At 74.3% G+C, this 16863-nt stretch carries 18 protein-coding genes and 1 riboswitch; of the genes, 15 read left to right on the top strand and 3 right to left on the bottom strand.

Going from position 1 to position 16863, the window contains the following annotated elements:
* The 3 genes from ACFU74_RS29180 to ACFU74_RS29170 form a co-directional block, all read left to right on the top strand.
* Positions 1–832: AAA family ATPase (locus ACFU74_RS29180; protein WP_380762029.1), on the top strand; the 832-nt coding region annotated here is incomplete at its 5' end.
* A 93-nt stretch (positions 833–925) separates the two neighbouring features.
* Entirely contained in the window at positions 926–1756 is an 831-nt protein-coding gene (locus ACFU74_RS29175; protein WP_380762028.1) for an Fpg/Nei family DNA glycosylase, read from the top strand.
* Positions 1757–1820: 64 nt separating this feature from the next.
* The gene (locus ACFU74_RS29170) at positions 1821–3824 is read left to right on the top strand and encodes an AAA family ATPase (RefSeq protein ID WP_380762026.1); all 2004 of its coding nucleotides are present in this window, start codon (positions 1821–1823) and stop codon (positions 3822–3824) included.
* A 5-nt stretch (positions 3825–3829) separates the two neighbouring features.
* Here ACFU74_RS29170 and ACFU74_RS29165 read toward each other — a convergent pair whose 3' ends face one another.
* Positions 3830–5515 (bottom strand): hypothetical protein, encoded by a 1686-nt coding sequence (locus ACFU74_RS29165; protein ID WP_380762024.1) that lies wholly within the window; start codon positions 5513–5515, stop codon positions 3830–3832.
* Between the two features lie 52 nt (positions 5516–5567).
* Positions 5568–5942, bottom strand: coding sequence for an ArsR/SmtB family transcription factor (locus tag ACFU74_RS29160; protein WP_380762022.1), 375 nt, complete (start codon positions 5940–5942; stop codon positions 5568–5570).
* An 82-nt stretch (positions 5943–6024) separates the two neighbouring features.
* A riboswitch (cobalamin riboswitch) is annotated at positions 6025–6218 on the top strand.
* A 29-nt stretch (positions 6219–6247) separates the two neighbouring features.
* Between ACFU74_RS29160 and ACFU74_RS29155 the strand changes: the two genes are divergently transcribed.
* The 7 genes from ACFU74_RS29155 (at position 6248) to ACFU74_RS29125 (ending at position 12284) form a co-directional block, all read left to right on the top strand.
* Positions 6248–7390, top strand: a complete 1143-nt coding sequence (locus ACFU74_RS29155; protein ID WP_380762021.1) for a HoxN/HupN/NixA family nickel/cobalt transporter — start codon at positions 6248–6250, stop codon at positions 7388–7390.
* Between the two features lie 10 nt (positions 7391–7400).
* The gene (locus ACFU74_RS29150) at positions 7401–7784 is read left to right on the top strand and encodes a hypothetical protein (protein ID WP_380762019.1); all 384 of its coding nucleotides are present in this window, start codon (positions 7401–7403) and stop codon (positions 7782–7784) included.
* Between the two features lie 129 nt (positions 7785–7913).
* Positions 7914–9020 (top strand): M24 family metallopeptidase, encoded by a 1107-nt coding sequence (locus ACFU74_RS29145; RefSeq protein ID WP_380762017.1) that lies wholly within the window; start codon positions 7914–7916, stop codon positions 9018–9020.
* Between the two features lie 65 nt (positions 9021–9085).
* Complete coding sequence (efp, locus tag ACFU74_RS29140) at positions 9086–9649, top strand: elongation factor P (protein ID WP_380294599.1); 564 nt, start codon at positions 9086–9088, stop codon at positions 9647–9649.
* Between the two features lie 4 nt (positions 9650–9653).
* Complete coding sequence (nusB, locus tag ACFU74_RS29135; RefSeq protein WP_380762015.1) at positions 9654–10091, top strand: transcription antitermination factor NusB; 438 nt, start codon at positions 9654–9656, stop codon at positions 10089–10091.
* Positions 10092–10255: 164 nt separating this feature from the next.
* Entirely contained in the window at positions 10256–11095 is an 840-nt protein-coding gene (locus ACFU74_RS29130; protein ID WP_380762013.1) for a thioesterase family protein, read from the top strand.
* A gap of 268 nt (positions 11096–11363) precedes the next feature.
* The gene (locus ACFU74_RS29125; protein WP_380762012.1) at positions 11364–12284 is read left to right on the top strand and encodes a hypothetical protein; all 921 of its coding nucleotides are present in this window, start codon (positions 11364–11366) and stop codon (positions 12282–12284) included.
* Positions 12285–12411: 127 nt separating this feature from the next.
* On the opposite strand, the gene ACFU74_RS29120 is transcribed toward ACFU74_RS29125, so the two are convergent.
* Positions 12412–12915, bottom strand: coding sequence for a transcriptional regulator (locus ACFU74_RS29120; RefSeq protein ID WP_045692870.1), 504 nt, complete (start codon positions 12913–12915; stop codon positions 12412–12414).
* A 332-nt stretch (positions 12916–13247) separates the two neighbouring features.
* On the opposite strand from ACFU74_RS29120, the gene pyrR reads away from it, so the two are divergent.
* The 5 genes from pyrR to ACFU74_RS29095 all read left to right on the top strand — a co-directional run.
* Positions 13248–13871 (top strand): bifunctional pyr operon transcriptional regulator/uracil phosphoribosyltransferase PyrR, encoded by a 624-nt coding sequence (gene pyrR, locus ACFU74_RS29115; protein ID WP_380762010.1) that lies wholly within the window; start codon positions 13248–13250, stop codon positions 13869–13871.
* Between the two features lie 5 nt (positions 13872–13876).
* Positions 13877–14854: an aspartate carbamoyltransferase catalytic subunit gene (locus tag ACFU74_RS29110; protein ID WP_380762008.1), complete on the top strand. Its 978-nt coding sequence runs from the start codon at positions 13877–13879 to the stop codon at positions 14852–14854.
* Positions 14851–16155, top strand: a complete 1305-nt coding sequence (locus ACFU74_RS29105; protein WP_380762006.1) for a dihydroorotase — start codon at positions 14851–14853, stop codon at positions 16153–16155. The genes ACFU74_RS29110 and ACFU74_RS29105 overlap by 4 nt, the downstream gene beginning before the upstream one ends.
* A complete protein-coding gene (locus tag ACFU74_RS29100) occupies positions 16152–16721 on the top strand; it encodes a hypothetical protein (protein WP_380762004.1) in 570 nt (189 codons plus the stop codon). The genes ACFU74_RS29105 and ACFU74_RS29100 overlap by 4 nt, the downstream gene beginning before the upstream one ends.
* Positions 16718–16863, top strand: a 146-nt coding sequence (locus tag ACFU74_RS29095) for a carbamoyl-phosphate synthase domain-containing protein (RefSeq protein ID WP_380762031.1), incomplete at its 3' end; no start/stop codon positions are given. The genes ACFU74_RS29100 and ACFU74_RS29095, both read left to right, overlap by 4 nt.

The raw sequence follows: 16863 nt of genomic DNA, 5'->3' as shown, positions 1-16863 counted from the left end.
CGCCGGGCCCGCTGCCGCCGGGCCCGCTGCCGCCGGGCCCGCTGCCGCCGGGCCCGCTGCCGCCGCGCCTGCTCCGGGCGCGGCGTCCGGGCCGCCGACCGTGCCGGTGTCGACCGTCCCGCCGGGGCCGCCCGCCGCTCCCGCTCCGGCCGCCCCGGCCCCCGCGCCCGCCCCGGTGACGCCGGTGCCCGCCGGGTCCACAGGCCACTTCCTGCTGCCGTCCGGCGCGCCCGTCCAGCTGCCCGTCCGCCCGCCGCAGCAGCAGCACGCCGCCACCGGCCCGATCGCGGTGCTGCTGATCGGCCCGGCCGGCGCCGGCAAGACCACCGTCGCCCGCTACTGGGCCGAGCGGCGCCCCACCCCGACCGCGCACATCAGCCTCGACGACGTCCGCGAGTGGGTGCAGTCCGGCTTCGCCAACCCGCAGTCCGGCTGGAACAACGCCTCCGAGGCGCAGTACCGGCTGGCCCGCCGCACCTGCGGCTTCGCCTGCCGCAACTACCTCGCCAACGGCATCTCCTGCATCATCGACGACGCCGTCTTCCCCGACCGCCCCGCCATCGGCCTCGGCGGCTGGAAGCGGCACATCGGCCCCGGCATGATCCCGGTGGTGCTGCTGCCCAGCCTGGACTCGGTGCTCGGCCGCAACGCCCGGCGCGGCGGCAACCGGCGGCTCGGCGACGAGGAGGTGGCCCGGATCCACGGCCGGATGGCCGGCTGGTACAACTCCGGGCTGCCGATCATCGACAACTCCCACCTCGACGTGGCCGCCACCGCCGCCGAACTCGACCGGGTGATCCTGGCCCGGCTGATGGGCGTCCCGGTGCGCTGAGGCCCCGGGCGCCCCCGCCGGCCGGGCCGGACTGTCGGTGCCGGCTGCGATGATGGACGGGTCCTGAACGAACCACCGGGGGGAGCCGCGCCCGTGCCGGAAGGCCACATCATCCACCGCCTCGCCGCCGAGAACCACCGCGCCTTCGGCGGCCGGCCGGTCCGTGCCAGCAGCCCGCAGGGCCGCTTCGCGGACGGCGCCAAGCTGATCGACGGGAAGGAGCTGGTCGCGGCCGAGGCCACCGGCAAGCACCTCTTCCTCGGCTTCGGCGAGGACGCCTGGGTGCACGTCCACCTCGGCCTGTACGGCGGCTTCACCTTCGGCGAGCTCGGCGACGGACCGGTGCCCGAGCCGGTCGGCCTGGTCCGGCTGCGCCTGGAGAACGACGAGCACTACGCCGACCTGCGCGGTCCCAACACCTGCGCCCTGGTCACCGACGCCGAGAAGGCCGCCGTCGCCGCCCGCCTCGGCCCGGACCCGCTGCGCGCCGACGCCGACCCGGACGCCGCCTGGCGACGGATAGCCGGCAGCCGTACGACGATCGCCGCCCTGCTGATGGACCAGAAGGTGCTGGCCGGCGTCGGCAACGTCTACCGCGCCGAGGTGCTGTTCCGGCACGGCATCGACCCGCAGCTGCCCGGCCGCTCGCTGCGCCGCGCCGAGTGGGACGCGATCTGGACGGACCTGGTCGCCCTGATGCGCGAGGGTGTCGGCGCCGGCCGGATCGACACCGTCCGCCCCGAGCACACCCCCGAGGCGATGAACCGCCCGCCGCGCGTCGACGACCACGGCGGCGAGGTGTACGTCTACCGCCGCGCCGGACAGCCCTGCCTGGTCTGCGCCACCGATGTCCGCACCGAGGAGCACGCCTCCCGCAACCTCTTCTGGTGCCCGGTCTGTCAACCGCCGCACGCCGCGACGTGATGCGGGATCAGGTCCGGCCGTAGGCTGGGGCCCGGCACTCGGCCGGGGCGGAGGGAGCGGGCTGATGACGGAGATCCACCGGACGGTCAACACCGTGTCGGGCACGGTCCACGGCACGGTGGTGCAGGCCGACACGGTCGTCATGGCGGCGCCCGGACTCGGCGTGCCGCGCCAGATCCGCGGGCCGCGCCGGGCCTTCGTGAACCGGGAGGAGGAGTTCGCCCGGCTGGCGGAGGTGCTGGACCGACTGGACGACGTCCGGCCGGCCGTGGTGGCGCTCACCGGACTCGGCGGCGTCGGCAAGACCGAACTGGTCGCCCAGTTCGCGGCCCGCTCCGTGGAGCGCTTCCCGGGCGGCCAGCTCTACGCCGACCTCGCCGCCCACCGGCACCTCGGCGGGGTGGACCTCGGTGAGGTGCTCGGCGGCTTCCTGCGCGGCTTCGGGCTCTCCTACGTGCCGGACACCCTGGCCGAACGCGCGGCGGCGTTCCGCACCGTGACGGCCGCCGGCCGACGGGTGCTGCTCTTCCTGGACAACGTCGAGCACGCCGCAGAGGTCCGGGCGCTGCTGCCCGCCACCGGTCTGCTGGTGGCCGCCGGCCGGCGCCGGCTGCCCGGGCTGGCCCTGGACGGCGCCGAAGTGGTGCGCCTGGATCCGCTCTCGACCGGCGCCGGGAGCGAGCTGGTCCGCGGCTGGCTGGGCCCGGGCCGGGGGACGGACGCGGAGCTGGCCCGGCTGGTCGAGTGCTGCGGCGGCCTGCCGCTGGCGCTGAACGCGGTGGGCTTCCGGCTGCTCGACCGCGAGGAACTCCCGGTGGACCGGGTACTGGCCGAACTGACCGACGAGGAGCACGGCTTGTCGTCCCTGAGCAACGAGGAAGGCGCGGTCGGGGACGTCCTGGACGCCGTCCACCGGCGGCTGCCCGGGCACACCCGTGAGCTCTACCGGCTGCTGGGCGTCAACCCCGGCCCGCTGGTCTCCGCCGAGCTGGCCGGGGCGGTCGGCGTGCCGAGGGCCGCGGACGGCCTGGCGGAGCTGCGTTCGGCGCACCTGCTGGACGACGTCGCGGAGGACGGGCCGGAGCGCCGCTACCGCGCCCACGACCTGGTCCGGCTGCACGCGGCGGGAACGGTCCGCGAGCTGCCGGGACGGCTGGAGCTGCTGGCCCGGGTCGTGGGCTACTACCGGTGCCGCGCGGCACTGGCCGACCGGGCGATCGGCGACCGTTTCCGCCTCCAGGAGAGCCCCGACGCCCCGGCGCTGCCCGGTTTCGCGTCGCGGCCGGACGCGCTGGAGTGGCTGCAGAGCGAGCGGGCGAACCTGCTGGGCGCCGTCCGGGCCGCCGCCGAGCAGGGGTGGCACGGCGAGGTGTGGCGGCTGTGCGAGTCGCTCTGGCCGCTCTACCACGGGCGCAAGCACTACGGGGACTGGGTGGAGAGCCATCTGCTCGGCATCGAGGCGGCGCAGTGGGACAACCGGCCGGACGCGGTGATCCGGATGCGCAACCAGCTCGGGCGGGCCTACTACGAGCGTGCCGAGTACCCGCTCGCCGCCGAGCAGCTGGCGTCCGCGGCGGCGCTGCTGCCGGAGGTGGACGAACCGCGGCTGGCCGGTGTGCTGTGGGAGACGGACGGCCTGCTCTGCCTGGCCGACGGGCGGCCGGAGCGGGCCGTGGAGCTGTTCACGCTGGCCCGGGAGGCCAACGCGGGCGACCCGCACGGCGTGGTGGTGCAGGGCTACAACCTCGCCCAGGCCCTGGTGGCCGCCGGGCGGGCGGAGGAGGCGCTGGCCGTGCTGGGGGAGGCGGCCGAGCTGGCCGGGCGGGAGGGCGACGCGCCGATGCTGATGCGGCTGCCGCTGGTCGAGGCCCGGGCCGAGCGGGCACTGCGCCGGCTGCCGTCGGCGGTCGACGCGGCGCGGCGGAGCGCCGGGCTGGCGCGGGAGCTGGGCCAGCCGCGGAAGGAGGAGGCGGCCCGGGAGCTGCTCGTCGAACTGGCGGAGGAGCTGGGGGACGCGGCGCTGGCCGACCGCAACCGCGCCCGGCTGCGGGAGCTGCGGGGGCACTGAGCGGGTCAGTCCGGCCGGGCGGTGAAGGTGACCGTGATGCGGCGGGGGCCGGTGTGCAGGATGAGGGGGTGCCGGGTGAGGTCGGCCGCCCGGGCGCCGGGGGTGGTCAGCCAGTGGGCGACGGCGGAGCCGAGCAGGAGCGGGTCGAGGCGGGGCGCGGGGGCGCCCCAGGGGCGTTCGGCGTGGGCCTCCAGCAGCAGGCCGGTGGGCAGCCGCAGCAGGTGGTGGGCCGGGCCGAGGGCGGCCGCGGCGACGGCGAGGCCGGGGAGTTCGGCGGCGGTGGCGGCGAGCCAGCGCTCGGCGGGCTGCTCGGCGTCGGTCTCGGTGCGGGCCAGGACCTCGGCGGTGTGCCGCAGGGCGAGGCGGGGCTCGTCGGCGGCGACCGCGTGGAACCCGCGCGGGGCGTGGTGGCCGGGGCCGACGGGGTAGCGGCGCAGGTGAACGTCGGTGCCCTCGCCGGTGGCCACGATGTCGTAGGCGGTGGGCGGTTCGGCGGCGAGCGGGACCGGTCGGGGGTAGGGCAGGGGCTGGGGGTCGTCGGGCGGTTCCTCGATGCCGGGCAGGTAGGAGAGCAGGAGGTCGCGCAGCACCCGGGCGGACTCCCCGCGCCGGCCGAGCGAGCGGTCGGTGATCGGGCGCAGGGCGGCAGGGTCCTGGCCGGCCATCGCCCGTTCGAGCTGGCCGAGCAGGTCGCCGTCGGGGTCGAGGGCCGGGGCGGCCTGGCCGAAGGCGTAGCTGGGGGAGCGGGGGTCGAGTTCGGCGGCCCCGGTGGCGACCAGCAGGGTGCGGCGTTCGAGGGCGGCGCCGTAGAAGGTGACCGAGCCGTGGTCGCCGATCACGCAGTCGGCGGCGATCAGGGTGGCCTGCCAGCCCTGGTGCGGCGGGACCAGCCGCAGGCCGGAGCGTTCGGCGGCGGCGAGCAGGGCGCGCGGGTCGTGCCGGGCCCAGACGTTGGGGTGCAGGACGACGGCGACGGTGTACTCGTCGGCGGGCAGTTGTCCGACCAGCCGCAGCGGCAGGCCGGGGTGGCGGCCGAGTAACGAGTGCTCGCTCCAGGTGGAGTTGACCACGACGAGGCGGCGGCCGTCGACGGCGCCGAGGGCGGCCCGGTGGCCGTCGCGGGCGGCGAGGCCGGCGAGCATCCGGTCGAAGCAGGGGTCGCCGACCTCGCGGGCGCGGGGCAGCGCCTCGGGGCAGGCGGCCCGCAGGCGTTCGAACTGTTCGCGGTGGGAGAGGCCGATGACGGCGGGGAAGACCCGTCCGCGGTGGGTGAGTTCGCGCCGGGAGAGGCCGGCGGCGGTCACCGTGTCGCCGGTGGACTCGGGTACCAGGCGGTTGTAGCCGGCGCCGTGCGGCAGGACGACCAGGGGTGCGCGCAGCCGGTGCATCGAGGCGTGGACGGCGCAGGCGACGGCGAGGTCGAACGGCCGGCGGACGGCGTCGCGCCAGGGCAGCACGGTGAGGCCGGGCTGGGCGCGGAGGTAGTCGTCGAGGCCGGCGGCGAACGCGGAGCCGGGGTTGACGGTGACGGCGATGCCGATGCCGTCCTGCTCGCGCAGCAGGGTGAGGACGTCCAGGACCCGGGTGGCGGAGGTGAGGGTGCGGGCCACCGCGAGGACGCGGGCCCGGACGGGCCGGGTGTCCCAGCGGTCGTCGTCGGGCCGGGTCCGGAGCCGGCGGCGGTTCAGCACACCATGATCGTACTGAACGGGTTCCGTCCTGGCGCGATGTCCGGACGGGGGGTCAGCCGGCCGCCACGGCGGGCGCGTCACCGGCGCACTGGTCGAGCAGGGGGCGCAGGGTGGCGTCCACGAGCCGGTAGCGCACCACGCGCCCCTCCTTCTCGCCCGCCACCACCCCGGCCGTCCGGAGCAGGCGCAGCGCCTGGGAGACGGCGGGGTCGCGCATGCCGGTGGCGACGGCGAGGTCGGTGACGGCGAGCGGGCCGGTGCGGTGCAGGGCGAGCAGGAGGGCGAGCCTGCCGGGGTCGGCGAGCAGGGCGAACCGGTCGGCCCAGGCGCGGACGTGGGCGGTGTCCCCGATCGCGGCGATGGCCTCGCAGACCCGGTGGCCGTCGATGGTGCGGTGGCCCGCGCGGTCGGCCGGTACGAGATGCATACGGCCCATTCTGGCAGGCGGGAGGTTGTGATCCTGAACACCTGCGTAGGTGCGCAGCCTTGCATGGGTCGCCCCGGGCCCCTACGGTGTTGCCCGCCGTGGTGCTCGGGAAGACCGGTGACGGACCCTCAGGGGTCCCAGTCCGGAGCGGCCCTCGCCACTGTGATCGGGGGAGAGTGTCCGTACCCACGACGCCACTGGGCGCCTCGCGCGCTTGGGAAGGCGGGTACGGGAGCCCCGTCAGCCAGGAGACCGGCCGCGGCATCTCACGAAGTCATTCCACGAGGTGCTGGAGCGTGATCCGCATGACCCTGCCCGAAACCGCCGCCGCCGCGGCGCCGCCCGCCGCCCTGCCCGCCTTCCGCTGGCGCCGTGAGGACACCGTCCGCACCGCCGGACTGATGGCCGTGATCCTCGCCATGCACGTGGTGGCGTTCGGCACGCTGATCTTCCTGGTCGCACCGGAGGAGTACGCGGTGGGCACCCAGGTCTTCGGGGTGGGCCTGGGCATCACCGCCTACACCCTCGGCATGCGGCACGCCTTCGACGCCGACCACATCGCGGTGATCGACAACACCACCCGCAAGCTGATGGCGGACGGCAAGCGCCCCGTCTCGGTGGGCTTCTGGTTCGCCCTCGGCCACTCCTCGATGGTGGTGCTGATGGCCGCCCTGGTGGCGGGCGGTGCCCAGCTGGCCAACACCCTGATGGACGACGACTCCACCACCCACCAGTGGCTGGGCGTGGTCGGCACCTCGGCCTCCGGCGTCTTCCTCTACCTGATCGGCGCGCTCAACCTGGCCGCGCTGTTCGGCATCCTCAGGGTGTTCCGCTCGATGCGGGCCGACCGGTTCGACGAGGCCGAGCTGGAGGAGCACCTGAACTCCCGCGGCCTGCTGGCCCGCGTCCTGAACCGGGCCACCCGCTCGATCACCCGGCCCGGCCAGATGTTCCCGGTCGGCATGGTGCTGGGCCTGGGCTTCGACACCGCGACCGAGGTCACCCTGATGGTGATGGCCGGCTCCGGCGCCGCCTCCGGCCTGCCCTGGTACGCGATCGTCTGCCTGCCGCTGCTGTTCGCGGCCGGCATGAGCCTGTTCGACACCCTGGACGGCACCTTCATGAACTTCGCCTACCAGTGGGCGTTCTCCAACCCGGTCCGCAAGGTGTACTACAACCTGACCATCACCGGCCTGTCCATCGCGGTCGCCTTCATCATCGGCACCATCGAACTGGTCGGCGTCCTCCACGAGAAGCTCGACCTCACCGACCCGGTGACCGGCTGGATCGCCGAGATCTCCCTGGACAACGTCGGCTACGCGATCGTCGGCCTCTTCGTGGTCGTCTGGGCCGCCGCCATCGCCTACTGGCGCCTCGCCGGCGTGGAGAAGAAGTGGACCCCCGGGCCCACCGGCGGCGCGGAGCAGGTGCCTGCACGCAAGCTGTAGGGTCGGTCACATGTCGTTTGCCGATGGGGAGTTCGCCGATCACCTGGCGGCGCACGAGGGCGGGCGCCGGATGCCGGCGCCGCTCGCGGCGGTACTCGTCAACCTCCCGTTGGGGGTGGTCGGCGTGCTCCCGTACTGGTTCACCTGGAGGTTCCTCTCCGACTTCGTGTTCGCCCGGTTCGGCTGGACCACCGCTGATCCGTACAACACGAACGACGGTGCGGGACTGGCGCTCGTCGTGGCGCTGGTGCCCCTCCTCCCGTACCTGCTGGCCGCCGCCGTCGTGAACCGGCTCGCGGCGCGTCGATGGGGTTCCGGCGGGGCGCGATTCTGGCTGCTGCTGCTGGCGGCCCAGCTCGGGCCGGCGGTGGTTTGGACGAACCTGGCCGGCTGACCCGCGGGACGGGTGGCCCGGGGCGAAGGCCGAACGGATCACGGTGGTCCGGTCCGGTCGGGCCGGTGCGGCGGCCCGGGTGGGGGCGTTCGGCGGGCGGATCGGGGGGCGGGTTCGTAGGCTCGACGCATGGCTGATGCGTACGCGGGCCGCCGGGAGCGGTTGCGGGAGCACTGCGGTGCGTCCGGGGCCGACGCGGCGCTGATCACCCGGGCGGCGAACGTGCGGTACCTCACCGGGTGCCCGCCGTGCGGGGCGACGCTGCTGCTGACCCGGGACCGGGCGGTGCTGGCGCTGCCGGACGACCTGCCGCCGGACGACACCGGGGAGCACCTGATCGCCCCCGACGTCACCCGGCTGCCGGTGCCGGCCGGGACGGACACCGCGCTGGCCGCGGCCTCCGCCGTGGCGCGGCTGGGGGCGACCGGGCTCGCGGTGGAGGAGCACGACCTGACGGTCACCCGGCACCGGGCGGTGGCCGGGCTGGCCGAGGGGGTGCGGCTGGCGGACGTCGGCCAGGCGGTCGAGCGGCTGCGGGTGGTCAAGGACGAGCACGAGATCGCCGACCTGCGGATCGCCGCCGAGATCGCCGACCAGGCGCTCGGAGAGCTGCTGGAGTCGATCCTGGTCGGCCGCACCGAACGGCACCTGGCGATGGAGCTGGAGCGCCGGATGATCGACCACGGCGCGGACCGGGCGGCCTTCCCGGTCTCGGTCGGCACCGGCAGCCACTCCGGCCAGCAGGCGCACCAGCCCACCGACCGGCGGGTGGAGGAGGGCGACTTCCTGACCGTGGTGCTCGGCGCGCGCTACCGCGGCTACGGGGTCTCCACCGCCCGGACCTTCGTGATCGGGGCGGCCCCCGCGCCCTGGCAGGTGGAGCTGCACCGGCTGGTCTTCCGAGCCCAGCGGGCCGGGCGGGAGGCGCTCGGGCCGGGGGTCGAACAGTGCGTGCCCGACCAGGCCGCGCGGGACATCCTCCGGGCCGCCGGTCACACCGAGAGCTCGCCGCACCCGGTCGGCCACGGCATCGGGCTGGAGATCCGGGAGGCCCCGCGCCTCGGCCCCGCGGACATGGGTAAACTGGACAGCCGCGTACCGGTCACCGTCGGCCCGGGGGTCCACCTCCCGGGGCGGGGCGGGGTCCGGATCGAGGACACGCTCGTCGTGCGCCCCCTGGACGAGGGCGGACCCGAGCTGCTCACCATCACCACCAAGGAGCTCCTCGCCCTGTGACGCAGGTGTGCCACAGGACGCGTCCCTTGGTTCCTTGACAGCTATATCCAGGAGTAAGTGCGCCCGTGGCTTCCACGAACGATCTCAAGAACGGCATGGTCCTCAAGCTGGAGGGCGGCAAGCTCTGGTCCGTCGTCGAGTTCCAGCACGTCAAGCCCGGCAAGGGCCCGGCCTTCGTGCGTACCAAGCTCAAGGAGGTCCTGACGGGCAAGGTCGTCGACAAGACCTTCAACGCGGGCACCAAGGTCGAGACCGCCAACGTCGACAAGCGCACCATGCAGTTCTCGTACAAGGACGGCGAGAACTTCGTGTTCATGGACATGGACACCTACGACCAGCTGGCCATCGAGCCGGTCGTCGTGGGCGACGCCGCCAAGTACCTGCTGGAGGGCTTCGACGCGCTCGTCGCCGTGAACGAGGGCTCGGTGCTGTACATCGAGCTCCCGGCCGCGGTCGAGCTCGTCATCGCCGAGACCGAGCCGGGCGTCCAGGGCGACCGCTCCACCGGTGGCACCAAGCCGGCCACCCTGGAGACCGGTGCCGAGATCCAGGTGCCGCTCTTCATCACCACCGGCGAGAAGGTCAAGGTCGACACCCGCGACGGCAGCTACCTCGGCCGGGTGAAGTAAGTCCGTGTCGTCCGCACGCACCAAGGCCCGCACGCGAGCCTTCCAGATCCTGTTCGAGGCCGACCACCGCGGGGTCGACCCGCTGACGGTCCTCGCCGACTGGGTGGCCCGGGCCCGGGAGCCCAAGCCGGACGAGGGCACCCCGCAGGTCGGCGAGTACACCATGGAGCTGGTCGAGGGTTACGTCCAGCACGCCCGCCGGATCGACGAGCTGATCTCGCAGTACGCGGTCGGCTGGACGCTCGACCGGATGCCGATCGCGGACCGCAACGTCCTGCGGCTCGGCGCGTACGAGCTGATCTGGGAGGACCGGGTCCCCGACGCGGTCGTCCTGGACGAGGCCGTGGAGATCGCCAAGGAGTACTCCACCGACGACTCCCCGGCGTTCGTCAACGGCCTGCTGGCCCGCTTCATGGAGCTGAAGCCCGGCATCCGCCGCTGACGCAGCGCGCCGCACGCCGAACGGCCGCCGGACCGGAAACGGTCCGGCGGCCGGCGTGCGTCTTCGCCCGGTCGGCGTATGGTGGCCTCTACTCGCCAGTAACCCGGCGCGCCGGCGGCCCCGTGCCCGCCGGCGACCCCCGCAGCGAAGGGCAGGCCACCCCCATGACCACGGCGATCCGCAGCGAGTTCGACCAGGGCATCGCGCTCACCCCGCACCCGGACGAGCCCGGCCGCTACGACGGCGAACTCGGCGACGGCTGGCAGATCGGCGGCGGAGTCAACGGCGGACTGCTGCTGGCCGTGGCCGGCCACGCGCTCTCGCTCGCGCACACCGCCCGCCCCGGGAGCGCCGGCCACGCCGACCCGGTCTCGATCAGCGGCTACTACCTCTCCTCCGCCACCCCCGGCCCGGCCACCGTGCGCACCGAGGTGATCCGCACCGGCCGCGCGCTGTCCACCGGCACCGCCGCGCTCAGCCAGGACGGCGTGGAGCGGCTGCGGGTGGTCGCCACCCACGGCGACCTCGCCGCCCTCGACGGCGAGGTGCGCACCAGCGCCGTCCCGCCGCAGCTGCCGCCGCCGGACCAGTGCATCGGCGTCGAGCACGCGCCCAAGGAACTGCTCACCCAGGCCGCCCTGCTGGAGCGCTTCGACATGCGGCTCGACCCGGCCACCGTCGGCTGGGCGCTCGGGCAGCCCTCCGGCACCGGCCGGATCCAGGGCTGGTTCCGGCTCGCCGACGGCCGCCGGCCGGACCCGCTGCTGCTCCTGCTCGCCGCCGACGCGCTGCCGCCGGTCACCTTCGACCTCGGGATGCCGGGCTGGGCGCCGACCGTCGAGCTGACCGTGCACCTGCGGGCCAAGCCCGCGCCGGGCTGGCTGCGGGTGGTCCACGCCACCCGGAACCTGGCCGGCGGGTACTTCGAGGAGGACGCCGAGGTCTGGGACGAGGCCGGCCGCCTGGTCGCCCAGTCCCGCCAGCTCGCGAGGACGCCCCGCTAGGCAGGCTCGGGGCAGAGGGCCTTCGGGGGGCGTGCCGCGCGGTCGCGTGTGAGCGGGCGTGTACGGCGAGTGACGAGTGCGCCGCGCACGGGGCGGGTGCGCGGGGCGTGAGCGGCGATCCGCACAACCGTGCGTGACTCCAAACATCCGATTCACCCTCGGTTACAGTCCTGTGACACGTCGTACGTGTGCGCCACGCGGGGCGGGGGAGGACAAGGGCGGCGGCACCACCCGCCGCCGCCCCGTCCGCCCCGTCCGAGGAGCCCCGATGAGCCGCAACGGCCGCGCCCGCCGCACCCCCGACTGCACCGCCGCGGGTTCCCGCCCCCGGGCCCGCTCGCGCGCGGCGGCCGACCGGGACGGGGCCTGCGAGCGGCAGCGGTCCGAGGGTGCCGGGCAGGCCTTCGTGATCGGGGTGCTCACCAGCCCCGCGGACTTCGAGCAGGCCCGCGCCTGGCGGCTGTCCGACGCCCCCGACCACGAGCAGTACCTGAAGGAGACCGCCGAACTGCTCGCCGACGCCCGCTGCCGCTTCGACACCGTCCGGGCCCGGATGTTCCACCCGCAGGACTTCGCCGAGTTCTGCCTGCTGCACGGCCTCGACCCGGCCGAGCCGGTCGCCCGCGACCGCTACCTGGTCAACCCGGCGCTGCGCACCCAGCTGCTCGCCTACCAGGGCGAGGAGCTGGCCGGCGACTTCGTCCCCCGGCTGGTGCGGGCCCGCGAGAACGGCCTGACCCTGCGGCACGCCGACCTGCTGCTCGACGGGCGGCTGTACGGCGAGCGCGACGACGCGGTGGCCGGCGCCTACGAGCGCGGCGCCGAGGTGTTCCGCCGGATGCTGCTGGGCGCCGGCAGCGGGGTCTACGAGCTGCGCCTGTCGGTGGACGCGCCCGGCGGGCCGCTGGCCGCGGCAGCCCGGGTGCTCCAGTGGGAGGACGGCGTGGTGCGGATCAACGACGAGGACCTGGAGCTGCTCTGCGCGGTGCTCTGCGCCGGGCTGGCCCGCGAGCTGCCCGGCCTGGCGGTGCTGCACGGCGCCCAGGGCAGCGCGGCGGCCTGCGGGGAGTACCGGCCGACGGCCTGGGCCTGGGCCAGCGAGGGCCGGGTCTGGGCGCCCGCGGCCGGGCCGGTGCGGCTGGACGGGGTGGCCGCCGAGCCGGGCTACCGGCTGGAGACGGTCTGCTGACCGGATCGGACGTGCCGCGGCGCGGCACCCCTCGCGGGGGCCGCGCCGTGACGTTTCTGCTGTTGTCCGCCGTCCCCGCGGACGCGCAGGCCGGCGGGGGAACCGGCGGGAGCCGGTACGGCGGGCCTCAGCCCGCCTCCTCCTCGCGCACCGCGCGGCGCGCGTCGGGGTTGAGCACGCCCCAGGAGATCAGCTGCTCGGTGAGGATCGACGGCGACTGGTCGTAGATCACGGCCAGGGTGCGCAGGTCGTCCTGGCGGATCGACAGCACCTTGCCGTTGTAGTCGCCGCGCTGGCTCTGGATGGTCGCCGCGTAGCGCTGCAGCGGGCCGGCCTTCTCGGACGGGACCTGGGTCAGTCTCTCCAGGTCGAGCACCAGGCGCGGCGGCGGCTCGGCCGCGCCGCCGGGCGTCCCGCCGGGCAGCAGCTCCTGCACCGGGACCCCGTAGAACTCCGCCAGTTCGGCCAGCCGCTGCACGGTGACCGCACGGTCGCCGCGCTCGTACGAGCCGACGACGACTGCCTTCCAGCGCCCCTGGGACTTCTCCTCGACACCGTGCAGGGAGAGACCCTGCTGAGTGCGGATGGCTCGGAGCTTGCCTCCGAGCTGCTTCGCGTAGTCGCTGGACATTGATCTCCCCGGACGAGATTGCTTCGCGTTCAGTGGTGGGTCACGGGCGATTTGCCGACGCCGCTACCGGTGGGTTCGACGTCCGTCTCGTAACTCACTGTGAGGTTACGTAGAGTGAGGTAGTTGCGTCAAGCCGAATGGGGCAGTCGTGCGAATGGCCCGCATCACCGGTGCGTCCGGCGCGTGAACCCCGGGAAGCGGAATGATGGCCGTCGGTTGGCCGTAAAAGGCGCTGGTAGGATGACCGGAGCCCGCGCCGGAGGACCGGCGGGGCGTTACCAGACATCCTTTAAGGCCCGTCCCGTGAGGCGGGGAAGGAGGTCCGCTTCGGCATGACCGCTCACCAGGAATCCGCTCCGAGGCCGCCGCACCAGGTGCTGGACGGCACGGACATCGCCCGGGTCATCACCCGGATAGCGCACGAGATCGTCGAGCGCGCCAAGGGCGCCGAGGACGTCGTGCTGCTCGGGATCCACACCAGGGGCGTCCACCTCGCCCGGCGCCTGAACACCAGGCTCGCCCAGATCACCGGCCGCGACATCCCGCTCGGCACCCTGGACATCACGATGTACCGGGACGACCTGAGGCTGAAGCCTGCCCGCGCCCTGGAGCACACCGAGATCCCGCCCGGCGGCATCGACGGCCGCCTCGTGGTCCTCGTCGACGACGTGCTCTTCTCCGGCCGCACCATCCGCGCCGCGCTCGACGCCCTCAACGACATCGGCCGCCCGCGCGCCGTCCAGCTCGCCGTCCTCGTCGACCGCGGCCACCGCGAGCTGCCCATCCGCGCCGACTACGTGGGCAAGAACCTCCCCACCTCGCTGCGCGAGGCCGTCCAGGTGCGCCTGGCCGACCGCGACGGCGTCGACGCCGTACTCGTCGGCGACCGCGACTACGCGGCCCGCTCGTCCCAGGCGCTGGCCGCCCAGCCCACCGAACCGCACCTCCCGGAGTAACCCGCGTGAAGCGCCACCTCGTGTCCGCAGCCGATCTCAGCCGCGACGACGCGCTGCTCATCCTGGACACCGCCGAGGAACTCGCCCAGCTCTCCGGCCGGGCCGTCAAGAAGCTCCCCACCCTGCGCGGCCGGACCGTCGTCAACCTCTTCTTCGAGGACTCCACCCGCACCAAGACCTCCTTCGAGGTCGCCGAGAAGCGGCTGTCCGCCGACGTCATCAACTTCTCCGCCAAGGGCTCCTCGGTCTCCAAGGGCGAGAGCCTCAAGGACACCGCCCTCACCCTCCAGGCCATGGGCGCCGACGCGGTCGTCATCCGGCACCACGCCTCCGGCGCGCCGGCCCGCCTCGCGCAGTCCGACTGGCTGCACGGCAGCGTCATCAACGCCGGTGACGGCACCCACGAGCACCCCACCCAGGCGCTGCTCGACGCCTTCACCATGCGCCGCCACCTCAACCCGGGCTCCGGCCACGACCTCGCCGGACGGCGGGTGACCATCGTCGGAGACATCCTGCACAGCCGGGTCGCCCGCTCCAACGTCCACCTGCTCACCACGCTCGGCGCCCAGGTCACCTTCGTCGCCCCGCCGACCCTGCTGCCGATCGGCATCGAGAACTGGCCCTGCGAGGTCAGCTACGACCTGGAGAGCGTGCTCCCCAAGACCGACGCGCTGATGATGCTCCGGGTCCAGCGCGAGCGGATGAACGCCGCGTTCTTCCCCACCGAGCGCGAGTACACCCGGCGCTACGGCGTCGACGGCGTCCGGATGGCCCAGCTGCCCGAGCACGCCGTCGTGCTGCACCCCGGCCCGATGGTCCGCGGCATGGAGATCACCGCCGAGGTCGCCGACTCCCCGCGCTGCACCGTGGTCGAGCAGGTCGCCAACGGCGTCTCCATCCGGATGGCCGTGCTCTACCTGCTGCTCGGCGGAGCCACCCTCACCGACAACCCCCGCACCGACTCCGTGGAGACCGCCCAGTGACCACATACCTGATCCGCAACGCCCAGGTCCTCGGCGGCGCCCCGCAGGACCTCCACCTCGCCGACGGCGTGATCCGGGCGATCGGCACCGGCCTGGACGTCGCGGCCGACATCGAGATCGACGCCACCGGCCTGATCGCCCTGCCCGGCCTGGTCGACCTGCACACCCACCTGCGCGAGCCCGGCCGCGAGGACGCCGAGACCGTCCTCACCGGCACCCGGGCGGCGGCGAAGGGCGGCTTCACCGCCGTCCACGCGATGGCCAACACCTTCCCGGTGGCCGACACCGCCGGCGTGGTCGAGCAGGTCTGGCGCCTGGGCCAGGAGTCCGGCTACTGCGACGTGCAGCCGGTCGGCGCCGTCACCGTCGGCCTGGAGGGCAAGAAGCTCGCCGAGCTCGGTGCCATGCACGACTCCGCGGCCGGCGTCCGGGTCTTCTCCGACGACGGCAAGTGCGTCGACGACGCGGTGATCATGCGCCGCGCCCTGGAGTACGTGAAGGCCTTCGACGGCGTCGTCGCCCAGCACGCGCAGGAGCCGCGGCTGACCGAGGGCGCCCAGATGAACGAGGGCCAGGTCTCCGGCGAGCTGGGCCTGGGCGGCTGGCCGGCCGTCGCCGAGGAGGCGATCATCGCCCGCGACGTGCTGCTCGCCGCGCACGTCGGCTCCCGGCTGCACGTCTGCCACGTCTCCACCGCCGGCTCGGTGGAGATCATCCGCTGGGCCAAGGGCAAGGGCTGGGACGTCACCGCCGAGGTCACCCCGCACCACCTGCTGCTGACCGACGAACTGGTCCGCTCCTACGACCCGGTCTACAAGGTCAACCCGCCGCTGCGCACCGCCGAGGACGTCCAGGCGCTGCGCAAGGCGCTGGCCGACGGCACCATCGACGCCGTCGCCACCGACCACGCGCCGCACCCGGCCGAGGACAAGGACTGCGAGTGGGCCGTGGCCGCGATGGGCATGGTCGGCCTGGAGACCGCGCTGTCCGTGGTGCAGCAGACCATGGTGGACACCGGGCTGCTGAACTGGGAGGGCGTCGCCGACCGGATGTCGCACCGCCCGGCGCGGATCGGCCGTCTCGCCGGACACGGCCGCCCGGTCTCGGTGGGTGAGCCCGCCAACCTGGTGCTGTTCGATCCCGCGTACCGTGGTGCCGTGAACCCCGACAGCTTCGCCACCCGTTCCCGCAACACCCCTTACAAGGGGCTCGACCTGCCCGGACGGGTGCACGCCACCTTCCTGCGCGGCACCGCGACCGTGCTGGCCGGCGAACTGGTCGAGCAGGGCGGACTCGCGTGAGCTCCGCCGTCCTGCTGGCCCAGGAGCAGGCCAGGGTCACCAACTGGCCCGGCTACCTCGGCTGGACGGTCGGCCTGCTGCTGGTCATCGGCCTGGTCTACTGGCTGATGCGCCAGGGCTGGAACTGGCGCCGCACCCTGCAGTCCGGCATCCCCCCGCTGCCGGCCGTGCCGGAGCGGGCCGGCCGCACCATCCTGGAGACCAGCGGCAGGTACCACGGCACCACCACCGCCGGAAACTGGCTCGACCGGGTCGTCGCGCACGGCCTGGGCACCCGCAGCCGCGCCGACCTGACCCTCGGCGAGCACGGCCTGCTGGTGCAGCGCCCCGGGGACGTCGACTTCTGGATCCCCGCCGAGCACCTGACCGGTGCCCGCACGGACTCCGGGATCGCCGGCAAGGTCGTCCCCTCCGGGATCCTCGTCGTCACCTGGACGCACGAGGGAACCGAGCTGGACTCCGGGTTCCGGGCCGACCACCCCGACGAGCACACCGCCTGGGTCGAGGCGATCACCCAGTTCACCGCAACACGTACGACGAAGAAGACGGAAGAGGCCGCGTCATGACCGCACCTGCCCCCACCACGCAGCGCCAACGGCGGGAACGCGTCCCCGCCGTGCTCGTCCTGGAGGACGGCCGGACCTTCCGTGGCCAGGCCTACGGCGCGACCGGTGAGGCCTTCGGTGAGGCGGTCTTCAACACCGGCAT

The sequence above is a fragment of the Kitasatospora sp. NPDC057500 genome (assembly GCF_042802195.1).
Lineage (GTDB): Bacteria > Actinomycetota > Actinomycetes > Streptomycetales > Streptomycetaceae > Kitasatospora.
Note: the sequence above shows the minus strand (reverse complement) of the source record. Positions and strands in the feature narration are given on the sequence as shown.

Coding starts and splice junctions, on each gene's coding strand:
- ACFU74_RS29170 (WP_380762026.1), top strand. CDS start 1,821: ATGACGGAGATCCACCGGACGGTCAACACCGTGTCGGGCACGGTCCAC.
- ACFU74_RS29160 (WP_380762022.1), bottom strand. CDS start 5,942: ATGCATCTCGTACCGGCCGACCGCGCGGGCCACCGCACCATCGACGGC.
- ACFU74_RS29155 (WP_380762021.1), top strand. CDS start 6,248: ATGACCCTGCCCGAAACCGCCGCCGCCGCGGCGCCGCCCGCCGCCCTG.
- ACFU74_RS29150 (WP_380762019.1), top strand. CDS start 7,401: ATGTCGTTTGCCGATGGGGAGTTCGCCGATCACCTGGCGGCGCACGAG.
- ACFU74_RS29145 (WP_380762017.1), top strand. CDS start 7,914: ATGGCTGATGCGTACGCGGGCCGCCGGGAGCGGTTGCGGGAGCACTGC.
- ACFU74_RS29130 (WP_380762013.1), top strand. CDS start 10,256: ATGACCACGGCGATCCGCAGCGAGTTCGACCAGGGCATCGCGCTCACC.
- ACFU74_RS29125 (WP_380762012.1), top strand. CDS start 11,364: ATGAGCCGCAACGGCCGCGCCCGCCGCACCCCCGACTGCACCGCCGCG.
- ACFU74_RS29120 (WP_045692870.1), bottom strand. CDS start 12,915: ATGTCCAGCGACTACGCGAAGCAGCTCGGAGGCAAGCTCCGAGCCATC.
- pyrR (WP_380762010.1), top strand. CDS start 13,248: ATGACCGCTCACCAGGAATCCGCTCCGAGGCCGCCGCACCAGGTGCTG.